At 37.1% G+C, this 17127-nt stretch carries 14 protein-coding genes and 1 pseudogene; all 15 read left to right on the top strand.

Annotated features, from left to right (window positions below; translation table 11 throughout):
- The first annotated feature begins 44 nt into the window (after positions 1–44).
- Entirely contained in the window at positions 45–1478 is a 1434-nt protein-coding gene (gene prpD, locus ACZ11_RS10985) for a 2-methylcitrate dehydratase (RefSeq protein ID WP_049666030.1), read from the top strand.
- A 25-nt stretch (positions 1479–1503) separates the two neighbouring features.
- Entirely contained in the window at positions 1504–2418 is a 915-nt protein-coding gene (prpB, locus tag ACZ11_RS10980; protein ID WP_049666029.1) for a methylisocitrate lyase, read from the top strand.
- A 68-nt stretch (positions 2419–2486) separates the two neighbouring features.
- Positions 2487–4124, top strand: coding sequence for an acyl-CoA dehydrogenase family protein (locus ACZ11_RS10975; RefSeq protein ID WP_049667161.1), 1638 nt, complete (start codon positions 2487–2489; stop codon positions 4122–4124).
- Between the two features lie 26 nt (positions 4125–4150).
- Positions 4151–4936, top strand: coding sequence for an enoyl-CoA hydratase-related protein (locus ACZ11_RS10970; RefSeq protein WP_049666026.1), 786 nt, complete (start codon positions 4151–4153; stop codon positions 4934–4936).
- A 14-nt stretch (positions 4937–4950) separates the two neighbouring features.
- Positions 4951–6015 carry an enoyl-CoA hydratase/isomerase family protein gene (locus ACZ11_RS10965; protein ID WP_049666025.1) on the top strand — a complete coding sequence of 355 codons (1065 nt, stop codon included), beginning with the start codon at positions 4951–4953 and terminating at the stop codon, positions 6013–6015.
- Positions 6016–6265: 250 nt separating this feature from the next.
- The gene (locus ACZ11_RS10960) at positions 6266–6646 is read left to right on the top strand and encodes an ankyrin repeat domain-containing protein (protein WP_082172748.1); all 381 of its coding nucleotides are present in this window, start codon (positions 6266–6268) and stop codon (positions 6644–6646) included.
- An 827-nt stretch (positions 6647–7473) separates the two neighbouring features.
- Positions 7474–9297 carry an IucA/IucC family protein gene (locus tag ACZ11_RS10955; RefSeq protein WP_049667159.1) on the top strand — a complete coding sequence of 608 codons (1824 nt, stop codon included), beginning with the start codon at positions 7474–7476 and terminating at the stop codon, positions 9295–9297.
- Positions 9269–11002, top strand: a complete 1734-nt coding sequence (locus ACZ11_RS10950; RefSeq protein WP_049666023.1) for an IucA/IucC family protein — start codon at positions 9269–9271, stop codon at positions 11000–11002. Before ACZ11_RS10955 ends, ACZ11_RS10950 begins: the two co-directional genes overlap by 29 nt.
- Positions 11003–11025: 23 nt before the next feature.
- Positions 11026–12258: an AMP-binding protein gene (locus ACZ11_RS10945; RefSeq protein ID WP_049666020.1), complete on the top strand. Its 1233-nt coding sequence runs from the start codon at positions 11026–11028 to the stop codon at positions 12256–12258.
- Positions 12255–12512, top strand: coding sequence for a petrobactin biosynthesis protein AsbD (gene asbD / locus ACZ11_RS10940; RefSeq protein ID WP_049666019.1), 258 nt, complete (start codon positions 12255–12257; stop codon positions 12510–12512). Before ACZ11_RS10945 ends, asbD begins: the two co-directional genes overlap by 4 nt.
- Positions 12513–12525: 13 nt before the next feature.
- Complete coding sequence (locus ACZ11_RS10935; protein ID WP_049666016.1) at positions 12526–13500, top strand: DUF6005 family protein; 975 nt, start codon at positions 12526–12528, stop codon at positions 13498–13500.
- A complete protein-coding gene (locus tag ACZ11_RS10930; protein WP_049666015.1) occupies positions 13497–14321 on the top strand; it encodes a sugar phosphate isomerase/epimerase family protein in 825 nt (274 codons plus the stop codon). Before ACZ11_RS10935 ends, ACZ11_RS10930 begins: the two co-directional genes overlap by 4 nt.
- Positions 14322–14709: 388 nt before the next feature.
- Positions 14710–15363 (top strand): hypothetical protein, encoded by a 654-nt coding sequence (locus tag ACZ11_RS10925; protein ID WP_201778515.1) that lies wholly within the window; start codon positions 14710–14712, stop codon positions 15361–15363.
- Positions 15364–15393: 30 nt separating this feature from the next.
- Positions 15394–15690, top strand: coding sequence for a hypothetical protein (locus ACZ11_RS26810; RefSeq protein WP_201778514.1), 297 nt, complete (start codon positions 15394–15396; stop codon positions 15688–15690).
- 912 nt (positions 15691–16602) lie between these two features.
- Positions 16603–16900, top strand: a pseudogene (locus ACZ11_RS25800) (aminopeptidase); the annotation flags it as partial.
- Positions 16901–17127: the final 227 nt, after the last annotated feature.

Genomic DNA, 17127 nt, shown 5'->3' with positions numbered 1-17127 from the left:
AGTATACTAGTATATCAAATTCATGCCTTGAGAGGAAGATATAGATGATTAAAACAAATGAAATATCTAAGACAGATCAATTATTAACTGATATTGCCGATTACGTATTAAATACAACGATAACAAGTGAAGAGGCATACGAAACAGCACGATATGTTTTATTGGATACTTTGGGTTGTGGCATTTTAGCTTTACAGTATCCGGAATGTACGAAGCTTCTCGGTCCCGTTGTACCAGGTACAGTCGTCCCTAATGGTACACGTGTTCCGGGAACTTCCTATGTTCTTGATCCAGTAAGAGGAGCTTTCAACATCGGTTGTATGATTCGTTGGTTGGATTATAACGATACTTGGCTTGCGGCTGAATGGGGACATCCTTCAGATAATTTAGGTGGCATATTAGCTGTTGCTGATTATTTGAGTCGCGTACGTATTGCAGAGGGTAAAGAGCCTCTTAAAATGAAAGACGTTTTAGAAATGATGATACAAGCCCATGAAATACAAGGCATTCTAGCATTAGAAAATAGCTTAAATCGTGAAGGCTTAGATCATGTTCTGTTTGTCAAAATTGCGACAACAGCAGTTGTGACAAAAGCATTAGGTGGATCTCATCAAGAAATTATCAATGCATTGTCAAATGCTTGGATTGATAATTCAAGTCTACGAACATATCGACATGCACCTAATACTGGTTCTAGAAAATCATGGGCTGCTGGAGATGCAACAAGCAGGGCAGTGCAATTAGCTATGATGGCTGTGAAAGGCGAAATGGGTTATGCAACAGCATTATCAGCACCTGGCTGGGGATTCCAAGACGTTCTCTTTAATAAACAAGAATTAAAACTTGCTAGACCACTTGCGTCTTATGTCATGGAAAATGTTTTATTCAAAGTTTCTTATCCAGCCGAGTTTCATGCACAAACCGCTGCTGAATGCGCTGTGCATTTACATCATGAAGTTAAAAATCGATTAAATGAAATTGAAAGAATTGAAATTACTACACATGAATCTGCCATTCGTATCATCGATAAAGAGGGACCTCTCAATAACCCAGCTGATCGTGATCACTGTATTCAATACATTACAGCTATTGGTCTCATCTATGGTGACATTACTGCAGACCACTATGAGGATGACGTGGCCGCAGATCCACGTATTGATGACTTAAGAAATAAAATGGTGGTCGTTGAAAAAACACAATATACAATCGATTACTTAGACCCTGAAAAACGCTCGATTGCCAATGCTGTTCAAGTTTATTACAAAGATGGCACATCATCAGAGCTAGTTGAATGTGAATATCCTTTAGGACACCGATTCCGTCGTGAGGAGGCATTCCCTCAAATCATTGATAAATTCCAGCAAAACATTGGTACACATTATTCTCAAAAACAAGTAAATAAAATTAATCAGATTTGTGCTGATAAAGAGCTTGTCGAAAATAGCTATGTTCATGAATTTGTAGATTTATTCATTTAACTTCATAGATGGGAGGTTTTTATAGATGGCGTGGATTGTGAACAAAGCAGTTTCACAAGAACAATTGGCAGAACAATTTCGAGCTCTCATAACTCGTTCAACCATTTTACAAATACCAGGAGCTCATGATGCTATGGCCGGCTTAATGGCTAAAAAAGTAGGCTTTGAGGCATTATATCTTTCTGGAGCTGCCTACACAGCAAGTAGAGGCTTACCTGATTTAGGAATGATTTATTCAAATGAAGTTGCTCAGCGTGCTAGCGATATTATTCGAGCTACAAATTTACCAATGCTAGTAGATATTGATACTGGCTTTGGTGGTGTATTAAACGTTGCACGCACAGCTCGCGAAATGGTAGAGGCAGGAGTAGCTGCTGTACAGCTAGAGGATCAAAATCTTCCTAAAAAATGTGGTCATTTGAATGGTAAAACACTCGTTTCCCAAGAGGAAATGATACAAAAAATTAAAATGATTAAACAAATAGCACCTACTTTAGTTATTATTGCTCGCACAGATGCAAGGTCTGTAGAAGATTTAGAACAGGCTATCATTAGAGCCAAAGCCTATGTAGCAGCCGGGGCGGATGCTATTTTTCCAGAGGCTCTACAAACAGAAAAAGAGTTTAAACAATTTGCAAGTGAGCTAGATACCCCTTTATTAGCAAATATGACTGAATTTGGACAAACACCGTATTATACGGCAAAGGAATTCGGAAAAATGGGCTATTCTATGGTTATTTATCCCGTTACATCCATGAGAGTAGCAGCTAAAGCATATGAACGAGTGTTTGACTTAATAAAAAATACAGGAACTCAAAAAGAAGCTATTGAAGATATGCAAACTAGAAGTGACTTATATGAAACAATTTCTTATTACAAATTCGAAGATTTAGATAGTGAGTTGGCGAAAACCATCTTACCTAAAGAGGAAATTAAGTAGGAGAAAGGTAATCTACTTTTCTCCTCTTTCTTGCAAGGAGGGCTAGCGTGGATAAACTTGAAGACAAAATGAAGATCTTTACACCTGAGGACTTTCAAGATGAGGAAGAACTCATAGCAAAAACTGCGGAGCTGTTCATTAAACAGGATGTCACACCTAATATTTCATCAATTGAGCAGCATCAATATGAAATCACTCGACAGTTATTTCAAAAAGCAGGTGACCTTGGTTTACTTGCCATTGAGATACCTGAAGCCTATGGAGGACTGCAGCTCAACAAAAAAATCTCAGGGCTAATTGCAGAAAAAATGGGCTATGGCGGTTCATTTAGCGTATCATACAATATTCATGCTGGAGTCGGCACATTGCCCTATGTCTATTTTGGAAATGAGCCACAAAAGCAGAGGTACTTACCAAAGCTAGCTTCAGGTGAATGGATTGGGGCCTATGCCCTGACAGAGCCAGAAGCGGGTTCAGATGCATTACGTCCCAAAACAAATGCGATTTTGAATGAGGATGGGTCAGCATGGGTATTAAACGGTGAAAAGCAATGGATTACCAATGCTCAGCTAGCAGATATCTTCGTTGTTTTTGCAAAGACAAATGATGGAATGACTGCTTTCATTGTAGAACGTACCTTTACAGGGGTATCTGTAGGGCAAGAAGAAGAGAAGATGGGCATTAAAGGATCTTCGACGGCTACGCTTATTTTAGAGGATGTTGCAATACCAAGTGACAATATACTTGGCGAAGTTGGAAAAGGCCATAAAGTTGCTATGAATATTTTGAATATGGCGCGTCTAAAGCTAGCTTTTTCAAACATAGGAACTTCCAAACAGGCACTTCAGTTAGCTGTGAATTACGGTAAGGAACGGAAACAATTTCAAAAGCCAATCATTGATTTTACAATGATACAGGAAAAAATTGCTGACATGGCGACCTTAATTTATGGCGCAGAAAGTGCTGCATACCGAACGGCTGGAGAAATGGATAATGTTATTGAGCTAGCTAGTAAAGAGTCAATGGTTCATCAAATAGCCGATTTCGCTATGGAATGCGCAATCAATAAAGTCAATTGCTCAGAAGCACTTGGAAAAATTGTAGATGAAGCTTTACAAATACATGGCGGATATGGCTATATGCAGGATTACGAGGTAGAACGGTTGTATCGTGATGCGAGAATTAGTCGTATTTTTGAAGGAACGAATGAAATCAATCGTTTAACAATCGCAAAAATGTTGTATAAGAAGTATGCGCAAACAACTTTTACCAATAATGCTCCAATAGCATATCAACCTTCAGAAAATAATCATCAATATATCCGGCTTTCCAAGTATTTAATGCAAATAGCCATTTTTGTCATTGTAGATACACAGATTAATCTGGAACAAGAACAGGAATACATGCGTCTGTTGGCAGATATAGCTAAGGATATTTATGTCATGGAATCTTCATTGCTTAGAACGGAAAAGGCTGCATATGAAAAAACGAAACCCTTAATGACAGATATCCTGTGTCAGGAGGGCTACCGTAAAATAGAAAAAAGTACAATTGACATTATTTCTGCTGCAGAAACAAATGAGCAAATACGAAAAACATGGCTAGATGATATTCAACACTTAAATATCCCGCTACATCAGAATCTCTTTGTGAAGAAAAGAGAGGTTGCGAGAAGCATCATCAACAATCCAAAATCTATTAGTTAATTCTTATAAATAGGAGGGAAATGATAATGATCGATACATTTGCCAATGTAAGCAAAGAAGGTACCATCACGATTATTCATTTAGATAATCCACCAGCAAATACTTTGTCATCAGCATCTATTGAAAATCTTCGTCTCATTTTCAAAGAGCTAGCAGAGGACAAAGAAACGAACGCTATCATTATTACAGGCTCCGGCCGATTTTTTGCCGCTGGTGCGGATATTAAGGAATTTGTTGCTGCCTTTGGGCAACAGGAAAAAGCATTGCAAATGGCCGAGGCAGGACAAGCTCTATGTGATGAGATTGAAACTATGAAAAAACCTGTTATTGCTGCCATTAATGGTCCAGCTCTCGGAGGTGGGCTAGAGCTAGCGTTAGGCTGCCATTTCAGAATCGCTTCAAGTACTGCCATTCTTGGCTTACCAGAATTAAAACTTGGGCTACTTCCAACATTCGGCGGTACACAACGACTTAGCAGAATAATGGGTCAAGCAAAGGCACTACAATTAATTTTGACTAGTAAACAATTAAGTGCTGATGAAGCTCAACAGCTAGATATTATTCAACTGGTGACGGAACCTGAGGAACTTCTGCCAACTGCAAAAGCTGTTGCTCAGTCCTTTGTTGACGGTAAAAGTATGACAAGTGTATCCCGTACAATTGAATGTATAATTCAAGGAGGGAAAGATCATCTTCAGAAAGGACTGGAACTAGAACGAACACGTTTTGCTGAGCTATTTTTAACAGAGGATGCTAAAGAAGGCGTTCAGGCATTTATTGAAAAAAGACAGACAAACTTTAAACATTCGTAAGGGAGGAATCCAATATGGAGAACGAAGTAATATTTGCGGTAAGTGACGGTGGAGCAGCAACCATAACGTTGAATCGTCCTAAAGCTTTAAACTCACTTTCCACTGAAATGCTAAAGACCATTGGAGAGAAACTGAAGGTATGGCAAGCAAATGATCAAATTCATCTTATCATCCTAAGAGGTGCTGGTGAGAAGGGATTTTGTGCTGGTGGTGATATTAAAACACTTTATAAAGCTCGCTCCAGTCAGGAAGCTTTCAAAAATGCCGAAGTCTTTTTTGAAGAAGAATATCTAGTAGATATGGCGATCTATCACTATCCTAAACCAATTATTGCCTGCCTTGACGGCATTGTCATGGGAGGTGGGGTCGGTTTAACTTATGGGGCTAGCCACCGAATCGTTACTGAACGAACTAAATGGGCTATGCCAGAAATGAATATTGGTTTCTTTCCAGATGTTGGAGCTGCCTATTTCTTAAATAAAGCACCAGGCTATGTAGGATACTACTTAGCATTAACCGCATCTGTCATACAAGCTGTGGACGTTCTCTTTGCCAATGCAGCAGATAGCTTTATAAAGAGCGATAATCTTCATGAATTCTTTGAACGCGTTGAACAGACTGACTGGCATTCACTGGATACAACTATGGCTTTAAACCAATTAATAGTTGAATATTCAAGTATTCCATCAGGAAACAGTGAACTTGCTTGCCTTCAAAATGAAATAGATCAACATTTCTCAAAAAATACAATGGAAGAGATAGTAGAATCCTTAGACAATGATCCAAGCAAATTTGCACAAGAGACAAAGCATTTGCTTCTGTCTAAATCTCCATCATCATTAAAAATTACATTAATGCAGCTTAAAGATGCGCAAGATAAAACATTAGAGGAATGCTTTGCGACAGATTTAATCTTGGCTAAAAACTTTTTAAAACATGAAGATTTCTTTGAAGGTGTACGCTCTGTCGTTATTGATAAGGATCGAAATCCACAGTATATCTATAAAACATTAGCTATATTTACAGATGCCGACATGGAAAAGTTTTTTCAAGATAGTAGTGTGACTGTAAAGAAGTAAGAATTAGATGGGAAGGTTCTGAATAGGATACACGAGCCAGGAGACCTACCTTTATTCCATCGTATTAACTCTCTACGGAAGCTAGGAGAAATTATGGCAAATAGATGGACAGGCAAACTGTGTTTTTGAGCCTTTTTCTGTTTTCCTTAGATGCTCTCCTTTTTAATGGAGATGCATCTTTTTTTCTTTTTCGAGTTAATTGCAAATATGGTCACCTATAACAAGGTTAGGAGGAGAAAAATGAACTTTTATTTATGAGAAGGAGGTAAAAAAGAAAGGTTTTAAGATCGCTCTTCATTGTCAAGATGTAGTTCTACTAGAGGACATTTTAAAATTAGGCTGCGACATGGACCAGGAAAGAAAGCCATTCCCTCCACTGCACAACTTTGCGGATACTAATAACGTTATCGGAATTAAATTCCTTCTGGATCGTGGAGCTAATATTGAATGCAGGAATCAGTATAAACAAACAGCGCTGCACAGGGCAATTAAGGCTAGAAATACTGCTGCTGTTGAAATGCTACTAAAATATGGAGCGGACATTTATGCTAAAGATCACGAAGGAAAAACAGCTTTAGATTTAGCGGAGACATGTGAAAATAAAGATGTTTTACATTTCATAGGAAAATAATAGTGGAAATGTACGAAGACGATTTCATAATAAAGGCAAAGATACAGCAAGGGCTTTTGGCCTTCTTTTGCAGCTTTTTGACGCTAGGGGTTTAGATAAGATGGAAAAGTGGCATATGGAGAACTTTCTATTTACCCCCGTGAATTTTCGTTACAAGGTGAGGCGGATCCTAAAAAAGAGGGAAAGAAGATTTTGGAGCAAGAAAACAGTTGAGAATCATTAATAGCTTATTGAAGTAACAAGATGATCAAATGGTCATTAATGTGTTTGACTTTGAATTATCTCTATAAATATATATGTACATATTTATAATTTTAACCCTTTCGTTGATAACAAAGGGTTTTTATATATATGTTCATTTACGCGTAAAAGATTATGGACATAAATCTTAATTGTTATCGAAGTAAAGATGAAAACGAAGTAACGGCATAAAATTATCACATCAATAACTATGAACATTAATAACATAAAGACCTTTTCCAAATCGTACGATTTTTTTAGTTCTTTCTAATATTTTGTTGTCACACTGTACTATATATCAATAATCTTGCACACGTGATACAAAAAACGACATATTCTTATGCACTTTTACTTATTTCGATGGTTTATATTGCCATATAGGACTTTAGGCAGTTGAGTCATTTCCGTCTTTCCTATAACATGTAATTGAAAGTGATAATCATTATCAATTGTTATCAGCACCACATTTGTTTCTATTCGCTTCTTATCATCAGTCTTTCTAATTAGGGAGACTAATTTTTTTATCAGTGAGTGATAATCATTATCATTTGGTAGGGAGAAGGCTTTGTGAAAGGATGATTAATTATATGCAACAGATAGCTAAACAGATTGCAGAAAATGCAACGTTTCAGGCGTTTATAAATTGTTATATACGAGAAGTGAGTTGTGGACATTGGGTCAAAAAGGAGGAGTGGATAACAGAACAGCGACTAACTATCTTGATTACAGAGGGACATATGTTAGAGCTTGAGTTGCCTATCCAAAACACCCGTATTGCATTTGATGTGGAATACAAATCTCTTGTTGGAAGACATATATTTGGTGTCTCGTTGAAGTATTGTACGAAACAAAAACAATGGCTTCTCGAAGATAAATTAACGATACTCATCACGCTCATTCAAGAGCTACATTTAATGGGTAAGGTGGATGGATGTCCTGGACTTTCTTCCCGTTTTGATGAACTCATTCTTCGCATAATTGAGAGCTATCAAACGATGGCAAATTATATTGAAAATAGTTTGGAAGATAAGAAACAAAATGGAGTAAACGCTACATTTATTGAAGCTGAGCAGTCTCTCTTATTTGGTCATTGGCTTCATCCGACACCTAAAAGCAGACAAGGGATGGCAAATTGGCAACAAACGAGTTATGCGCCAGAGCTACAAGGTACTTTCCAACTTCACTATTTTCGTGTCGACCGCAAAATTGTGAAAGAGTCTTCTGTATTAGAAAAAAGTGCAAGTGAACTCATTTATCAGTCTTTAACAAAATCACAACCTGATTTTGTTATGTCAGAGAAGCATAGCCTCATTCCGATGCACCCGCTTCAAGCACAGTGGCTTTTACAGCAACAGTATGTAAAAGAAGCGATTGCTGAAGGGTTGATAAAATACGAGGGTGCGCTTGGAGCATTTTATACAGCAACCTCTTCGATAAGAACGGTATATAGCTCAAATGAAGAAATGATGTATAAGTTTTCAATTCCTGTAAAAATAACGAATTCATTGAGGGTAAATAGAACTCATGAACTAAAAGCTGGAATTGTTATGGCTCGGTTAATGAATAAGATTGATTTCTTACAGAACCATCCATCTTTCCGGATGATTGATGACCCAGCCTATATGACTGTAGAGTTCCCAAATCAGACGGAGTCAGGGTTTGAGGTTATTTTTCGCTCAAACGTATTTCCTAAAGGACACGATGAAGGAATATGCATGATCGCCGCTCTTGTGCAAGAACCTCTGCCAAAAGAAAAATCGAGACTATATCAGCTCATTATGGAAATCTCTCAATCAGAATTCCGCTCATTAGAGAGCATAAGTTTAGATTGGTTTAAAGTCTACTGGAAATGTGCTATTGAACCATTATTAAGGTTATACGATGAGTATGGGATAGCTCTCGAAGCACATCAGCAAAATAGCGTGTTAAACATTTCTTCAGGTTATCCAACTACTTATTATTATCGTGATAACCAAGGATATTACTTATCAAAAACATATAAAGAAGAACTTCTTTCAATAGAGCCTTCTTTACATGAAACAGCTGAGCTATTTTACGAAGATGCCCTTATTCATGATAGATTTACATATTATTTGTTTATGAATCAACTGTTTCCCGTTATATCTCGATTTGGAGCAGATCAGCTAATCGATGAAAAAATTCTTTTGAAGTGGTCTATCGATCAACTGCACTTATTAGAAAAAGAATTTACAGGTTTCGGGAAGGCATTTGTTCGTAACATTCTAAAACAAGAAGAGCTTGCGTTCAAAGCAAATTTATTAACAAGGTTTCATGATGTAGATGAACTAGAAGCCGAACTTGAACAAGCGGTATACACGAAAATTCCAAATCCGTTTGTTCTTCAGCATGAGGAGGCAGAATATGCAGCAGCTACAGCCTTTAGCTTCTAAACAAGGAGAACTACGTGTAAGGCGGCAACTTGTAGAGGCCATGATTTTTGAAGGACTAATCAAATATGAAGAAACACGTTTAGATAAATGGACTTCAATTTTTACTCTTGTTGGTCAGAAGTGCACCTATCGTTGTGAAGGAAGAAGAATGGCATTTGATCGCATCCGAATAAAGGGAGATAGTATTTTTCAAGTAGAAAAAGATGAAACGATATTAGAGGCAACGCTTGAGAATCTAGTAGATGAATTACTTTCTACTCATAGTGATAAAGCTAGATTACTGAATGAACTTCATTTAACGAGTAAGCTTTGTGAATGGAATGATCGTCATCTTCAAATGCCAAAGTCGAGAAGAAATTCGAGCTATGAAGAATTAGAATCAGAAATCATTGAAGGACATCCATATCACCCTTGTTTTAAATCCAGAACCGGTTTTACGATCGACGACCATAAAGACTATGGCCCTGAGGCAAAGCAATCTTTTACCCTACAATGGGTTGCAGTGAGAAGAAGCTACGTACGAATTTCTGTTCTTGAAGAGGAAGAGAACTTTTGGAAAAGAGAGCTAGGGCAGTTGCTGTGGGAAGACCTTCTTGCAAAGCTTGCAGTATTCGATGGAACATATGAAGAATATACGTTTTTACCAGTTCATCCATGGCAGTGGCATAACATGAAGCAAGTACTAGCTGGATTAATGGAGCAAAAAGATCTAATACCTCTAAATGTGAAAGGAGATGACTATCGGGCAACTCAATCGGTGCGAACATTATGGAACTTTTCAAATCCTGAGAAGGCGCAATTAAAATGCTCGATGAATATGGTGAATACCTCTTCATTACGAAAGCTACATTCTCATGCTGTTTGTGCCGCTCCTCATATTTCTTCATGGCTTAAACAGGTGATTCAATTAGACTCTTATTTACAAAAGGAAGCGTCTCTTATTGTACTGGAAGAATATGCAGGAATTATTTTTGAACCGAATACAAAAAAGCATAGTAGAAAACTAGAAGGTCAGCTTGGCTCAATATGGCGAGAAAGTGTGCGCTCGTATATGAAGGATGATGAGGAAGCGGTACCGTTTACGGTGCTAATGATGATGGAGAGAGATGGGCGTCCATTTATTGATGATTGGCTTTGCCGATATGGAACGGAGGAGTGGGTAAAACGCTTGATCGAAGTGAGTGTTATTCCTGTGTGGCACTTGCTTGTTGCTCATGGTATTGCTATTGAGGCCCATGCGCAAAATATGATCTTATTACATCAAAATGGGTGGCCGACACGGGTTGTACTGAGAGATTTCCATGACAGTATCGAATATATGGAAGAATTTATTGCGGACAGTAGCCTCGTTCCAGACTTTGAAACGATACACGATCGTTTTAAAGATGCACCTGTCGATCATTATTATTGGATGTCATCTGTAGAAGCTTTACGAGAGTTAGTTATGGATACATTATTTGTGTTTCATTTAAGTGAACTATCTTATTTGCTAGAAGAGCATTGTGGATTTGCAGAAACACGTTTTTGGAATCTAGTTAGGGAAGGAATACAGATGCACTTTGAACGTTTTCCATCATTATGCTCAAGGAATGAACAGCTTCAGCATACTAGCACACATATTTATGTTGAATCTTTGCTAACAAAGAAACTTCAAAATCAAGAAGAAGGTAATTTTCGACATATCGTCAGCAATACGTTGGCGTAAGTGGATAAAAAGGGGAAATGATGATGTTTTATGTCAATGATCAATTTTATACAGTAGAAGATATCGAGAAGCAATATGAAATATATGAAAGCTTATCTCATCTAAGGGGGTGTAACAATCGCAGGCTAGCTATTTGTACGGATGATATTTTCCAATATATAGCTCTTTGTTTATATATTCGCCAAAAAGGTGGATCAGTCGTCCCAATCCATCCAGCGACGCCAAATGAGGGGGCTGTTCGGCTTGCTTCTTCAGCAGGTAGTCATCTTTTGTTGTTCCAATCGATCGATTCTTTCATTGAACTATCAAATTATTCCAATGACCGAGAGGGAGTATTAGTTCAAATGAGCTCAGGTACAACAGGAGCTCCGAAATGTATTGAACGAACGTGGAGTTCAGTGGAAGAAGAGATTGAAAGTTATGTGAAGACATTACCTGTCGACTCCTTGACAAATTCTGTTGTCGCTTGTCCGGTTACTCATTCTTATGGATTCATTTGTGGTGTCCTGGCTTGCATAAGAAGGGGAGCAAAGCCAGTTATTATTACGAACAGTAATCCTAAATATATTTTGAAAAAGCTAAAAGAATATCCTAAGCACATACTCTATGCGGCTCCAGCGTTACTTTATACATTAAGTCGATTATTACCTATTGATCAACAATTTGATCGTGTGATGACGTCTGGAACAATGATGCCGCATAGCTGGTTGACATCATTAAGAGAGAAATCTCGCCAAGTATTACAGCAGTATGGATGCTCTGAATCCGGGTGTGTTGCGATTCACCCTAATGTGGAAGATCCAAAACAAATGGGCTACGCACTTCCTCATGTGAAGGTGACAGCTGGTGACAAACAAACACCGAGCGAAATTATCATTGAATTGTCTACACAAACGATTTATACAAAAGATCTTGGCTATATAGAAGATAATGTTCTTTCTTTTCTTGCGAGAATGGATGACATGATTAATGTAGCAGGCTTGAATGTGTATCCGCAAGATGTTGAAACCGTGTTAATGGATGACCCAAGAATAGTCGAAGCAGTCGTATATAAGAAACAAGACAACCTATCAGGCGAGCGAGTATGCGCACTATACGTGTCTACTGAACCGATCGATAATATGGAGCTTAGAGAATGGTGCCGGAAATATCTCGCTCCACATCAAATTCCGGTGGAGTTTGTGTTTGTTCATGAAATTGAAAAGCTGCCTAATGGAAAAGTAAGTAGAAAAAAACTTGGAGACATACTAGTATGACGAGACAACAATTGATCAAGAGCATTTATGATATTATGGAAAATTCATTAGAGTTGCAGACACTATCTTCTTTTAATGAAGATGCACGATTAAATGAGGATTTGTATATGGATTCAATTATGGTCCTTCAACTGATTCTTCATATAGAGTTGGATCTTGGCATTTCCATTCCCGATGAGGTTCTCGTTCCTAAAGATTTTAAAACAGTAGGAACACTAGCAAGCTTTTTAGAAAAACAGCAAAAAGTAGAATAGTCGGAGGGAAAAAATGATAAAAGTTCATTGCTTTGTAAGCTGTGTTTGTGAAGTTATTAAGAAAACGAAAGGCGTCGATCATAGGCCCTACTATTTTGGAGTATGGGACGCAGATTTTGATGTGCTTGATAACGGAGTGCTAGCATACCACTCTGATCAAATTGATCATCATTTCTTTCAAATGTGGTATGAAATGCTCTATGGAATCAAGCTTTACAAATGGTATGACGAAAAGCAATCAAAACAAGAAAATATAAACAAACTGCTAGGATTATTAGAGAATAAATCTCCACATCAATATGTGATGGTGATGCTGGATTTATCGATGCTTCCAGAGCGAGAGAATAAATTTCATCAACGTCCATTCCCTCATTATGTAATGCTAGAATCGACAGAAAATGAAGAAGAATGGTTTATGTATGACCCTGATTTTCGCTGGGAAGGGATTTTACCGAAGGAGAGAATTTTAGCTGCAATTCAAGAGCCAACTGTCGAAGGTGGTTATTACTTTGATGCAAAGACGATCATTCCTCCAACTACAGAGACGGTGGAAGCCTATTTTAATACATGCATAAAGCTTCATTGTAATCCGTTGACAGATGCAATTACCGAAATTATTAAAGAGTATATCGAAGGAAAAGAAAAAGAAAGTTTGTCAAAACTTCCGACTGCATTAAAACAATTGCCAGTTATAGCGATTAGAAAGTATGCATATGAGCATGCATTTGCATTTTTTTGGGAAGCACTTGGCTACGAAGAGGAAGGCTTTGACACATGGTGTGATGAAATTGAGCGTCTAGTGAATGGCTATACAACGATTCAGTATCGAGCGATGAAACTTGCGATGACGCAAGATATGTTAGTAGCTGAAGATATTTTTGTGAAGTTAGAAGAACAAAATCTCCTTGAGTTCAAGATTAAGCAAGGATTACAAGAATGCTTTCAAGCATGGTTAACAATACAGCACAAGAAAGAGGTTATTATATGAAACTATCTATCTGTACAATCTCGTTTCGGCACCATCTCCACTCGATTGACCAATTAGCCCAATTTGCAAAAACGCAAGGTTTTCAAGGAATCGAGCTTTGGGGTGTTCATGCAAAGAACTTGGAAGATGAACTTCATTATGGAGCAGATTGGCTAAGCTCCTACGGTTTGGAAACGAGCATGCTTAGTGATTATTTGCCAATAGAAGCACCAGTTTCTGTGATGATGGCTGAAACAGAGAGGTTATCTTCCCTTGCAAGGCGCTGGGGAACAAATAAGATTCGTACATTTGTAGGAAAGAAGGGCAGCTCAGACACGAGTACAAAAGAAAGGGAAGAACTTATTTTTAGACTTAGAATGCTCTGTGATTATCTTGAGTCAAAAGGACAATATTTGCTTGTTGAAACTCATCCGAACACATTGACAGATAATCTACCTTCAACAATGCAGTTACTCGAAGAAACGAATCACTCAAGCCTACGAGTGAACTTTGACGTTTTACATATATGGGAATCTGGGATGGACCCTATTGTCGCCATGAAGCAACTTCGTCCATATATCTCACATTTTCACTTTAAAAATATTGCCTCACGTGAACAACTTGGTGTTTTTGCTCCTAACAATGTTTATGCTGCAGCAGGATCTAGAGAAGGGATGGTTCCATTGTTTGAAGGTGCAGTTGATTATGGTGAATTCCTAGCAGAAGTAGATTCGAACGTGGAGGTAGATGCGTCATTGGAATGGTTTGGAGCCAATGTGAAGAGCGTATTAGCAAAAGATGTTCAGGAGGTTAAGAAGTCGTTGCAGTTGGTGCAAATATAAGGCTGTTTAAAACATATGCATAAATCACAAGAATAGATTATGTAATAGATAAATGCTCGCTTTCGTAGATAAATAAGCTGACGGTCCAGTTCATTCCGGACGTCAGCTTATTTTAATAGGTTAAAGCAAACATTGTGTAAGTTGGCAGCAGCAGAAATGATCTAGATGGCTAGGACGTTATTTTAGGGACGAGAGAAATAATGAGTTCTCTTTCATAGAGCCTAATCTTAATGCTAGAACTCAAATCAGAGATAAAATATTTTCAGAAAAATACTCCAGATGCCCCAAAATCTCCATGTAATATTCAGATAGTCTTCACAGTAACTACAGATAGCGCCTATACAATCAAGACTGTAAGACAAATTACTTTAAAAGGAGATTAAAAACTATGAAAAAGAGAAAGAAATTGGCTGCTACAACTTTAGGTGCTGTATTTGCACTTTCGACTTTTGGAGCTGCGTTTGCTGCCGAAGTCCCAACCGAAATTATTGGAAGTAGTGAAATTGTGAAAGGGCAAGTTAGTAAACCAGCTAACTTTGATGAGATTTCTAAAGAAAAAGTACGAGAAATTTTTAACCAAGTAAAAGCAGGTACATTAACGAAAGAGGAAGCAATAAATCAACTTGTTGAAGCTCTTGAAATGAAGGGAGAAAAACAACTAGTAAGTAAAACAGTAAACTTAGATGAGATTTCTAAAGAAAAAGTACAAGAAATTTTCAACCAAGCAGAGGCAGGTACATTAACGAAAGAAGAAGCAACAAAACAACTTGATGAAGCTCTTGAAATGAAGGGAGAAAAACAACTAGTAAGTAAAACAGTAAACTTAGATGAGATTTCTAAAGAAAAAGTACAAGAAATTTTCAACCAAGCAGAGGCAGGTACATTAACGAAAGAAGAAGCAACAAAACAACTTGATGAAGCACTTGGAATGAAGGGAGATAAACAACTAGTAAGTAAACCAGTAAACTTAGATGAGATGTCTAAAGAAAAAGTACAAGAAATCTTCAACCAAGCAGAGGCAGGTACATTAACGAAAGAATAAGCAACATAACAACTTGATGAAGCACTTGGAATGAAGGGAGATAAACAACTAGTAAGTAAACCAGCGAACTTAGATGAGATTTCTAAAGAAAAAGTACAAGTAGTTTTCTACCAAGCAGAGGAAGGTACATTAACGAAAGTAGAAGCAACAAAACAACTTGATGAAGCACTTGGAATGAAGGGAGATAAACAACTAGTAAGTAAACCAGCGAACTTAGATGAGATTTTTAAAAACAAAGTACAAGAAATTTTCAACCAAGTAGAGGCAGGTACATTAACGATAGAGGAAGCAATAAAACAACTTGAAGAAGCTCTTGGAATTAAGTGATAAAAATATAGTGAGTAATTCAGTAAGCAAACCAGCGGTATTTAAAGAGAAGGTATAAGCTATTTAACTAGCTCAAATAGGTACATTCAGGAGCAATAAGCCAATTTGAAGCAGATCAGAATAAGCAGTAAAAAAAACAAATTTAAATAAAATACAGTAATATTTGTACTTGAGCTTTCTAAACACTCCTCTTTATAGAGGTTCATATATACTCCCCCAATGGAGAAACATTTACTTTAGAAAAAACTACACTTTCATTAGCTGATGAAATGTTCCCCTCGTACGAAAATCGCTATGTTCCAATAGGTACATAGCGATTTTTTGTGCATTTTTCAATACAATCAAAGAATTGTCCCCTGATGAATGGGATGATAATAAGGACACGTATTACCCTCCAGGTACAAAGATTTTAGTAAGTGATATTTTAGATTGTTTAAAGTAAGATAGTAGTAAGGTATTTTACACTAAACTCAACTAATCTGATTAGTTGAGTTTTATGTTTATATATATAGCTACTAAAATATTTTAAAGAAGATGTGATGATTAATGGGGAAAATCGCCATTTTGTTATATAGATAAGGTTGGTCAAGCAATAATAAATATACTTCTAATATCCTTACAAACCTTGATAAACAAAGGTGTAAGTGAGTTAGGTTTGTTTGACTTTTATATAGTATAAGTCAAAGGTATTTGAATAAAATTGTGGAGATTTATTATGGTTAAGTTGCGACAGCTACCTGTAAAATAATATAGAAGGATTGACAGTAAACTTGCGTGTGTTGCCAATCCTATAGCCGCATAATAAAAGAAGACTAGCCAAGCTAGTCTTTTTTTCTATGTTTTAAGATTGGTAGTGAATTATAAAAATCTATCTATTCTTACAAATGAGTAAGAATAGAGAATAAATAGTTCAAAATGAATGATGAGCTGATCGAACGTAAAGGAGCACTATTAAAGATAGATGCTGCAGACCCTGATAAATCAACAGGTATTTCAGCCGATCGTCTAGCTACCTATCAAAAGGTATCAGGAGCTGTTCTGAGAAACAATCGCAACGCCGTAATGAAGGAATTAATAGCTTGGTAGATGGTAGCAGTTCCTTCATCAAAGTGGGTCATCGAAGGTGTTCCTGAACTTAGTAGCTGAGGAACAAGTACCAGCATTATGGGAGGCTATTTTTAAAGCTGTTCTTATCGGTGAAGGCGCTACAAACCATTTTGATTAATCTCTAGTAAAAATTGTTTTTTTTATTTACTCTAGAGCCTAGATTTACACAGTTTTTACCAAACTTTTGAAAAAATGAGTTTAAAAGGCTTGATAATTCATTTAAAATGATTTATATTGATATCAAATGATATGTTTATCTATCAAAAATGATAACTTTTTGAAAGAAGGGAGTGAACGGTGAAGAAAAACGGATTAACGGAATCAAAGTTT

The sequence above is a fragment of the Lysinibacillus xylanilyticus genome, assembly GCF_001183605.1.
Lineage (GTDB): Bacteria > Bacillota > Bacilli > Bacillales_A > Planococcaceae > Lysinibacillus > Lysinibacillus xylanilyticus.
Note: the sequence above shows the minus strand (reverse complement) of the source record. Positions and strands in the feature narration are given on the sequence as shown.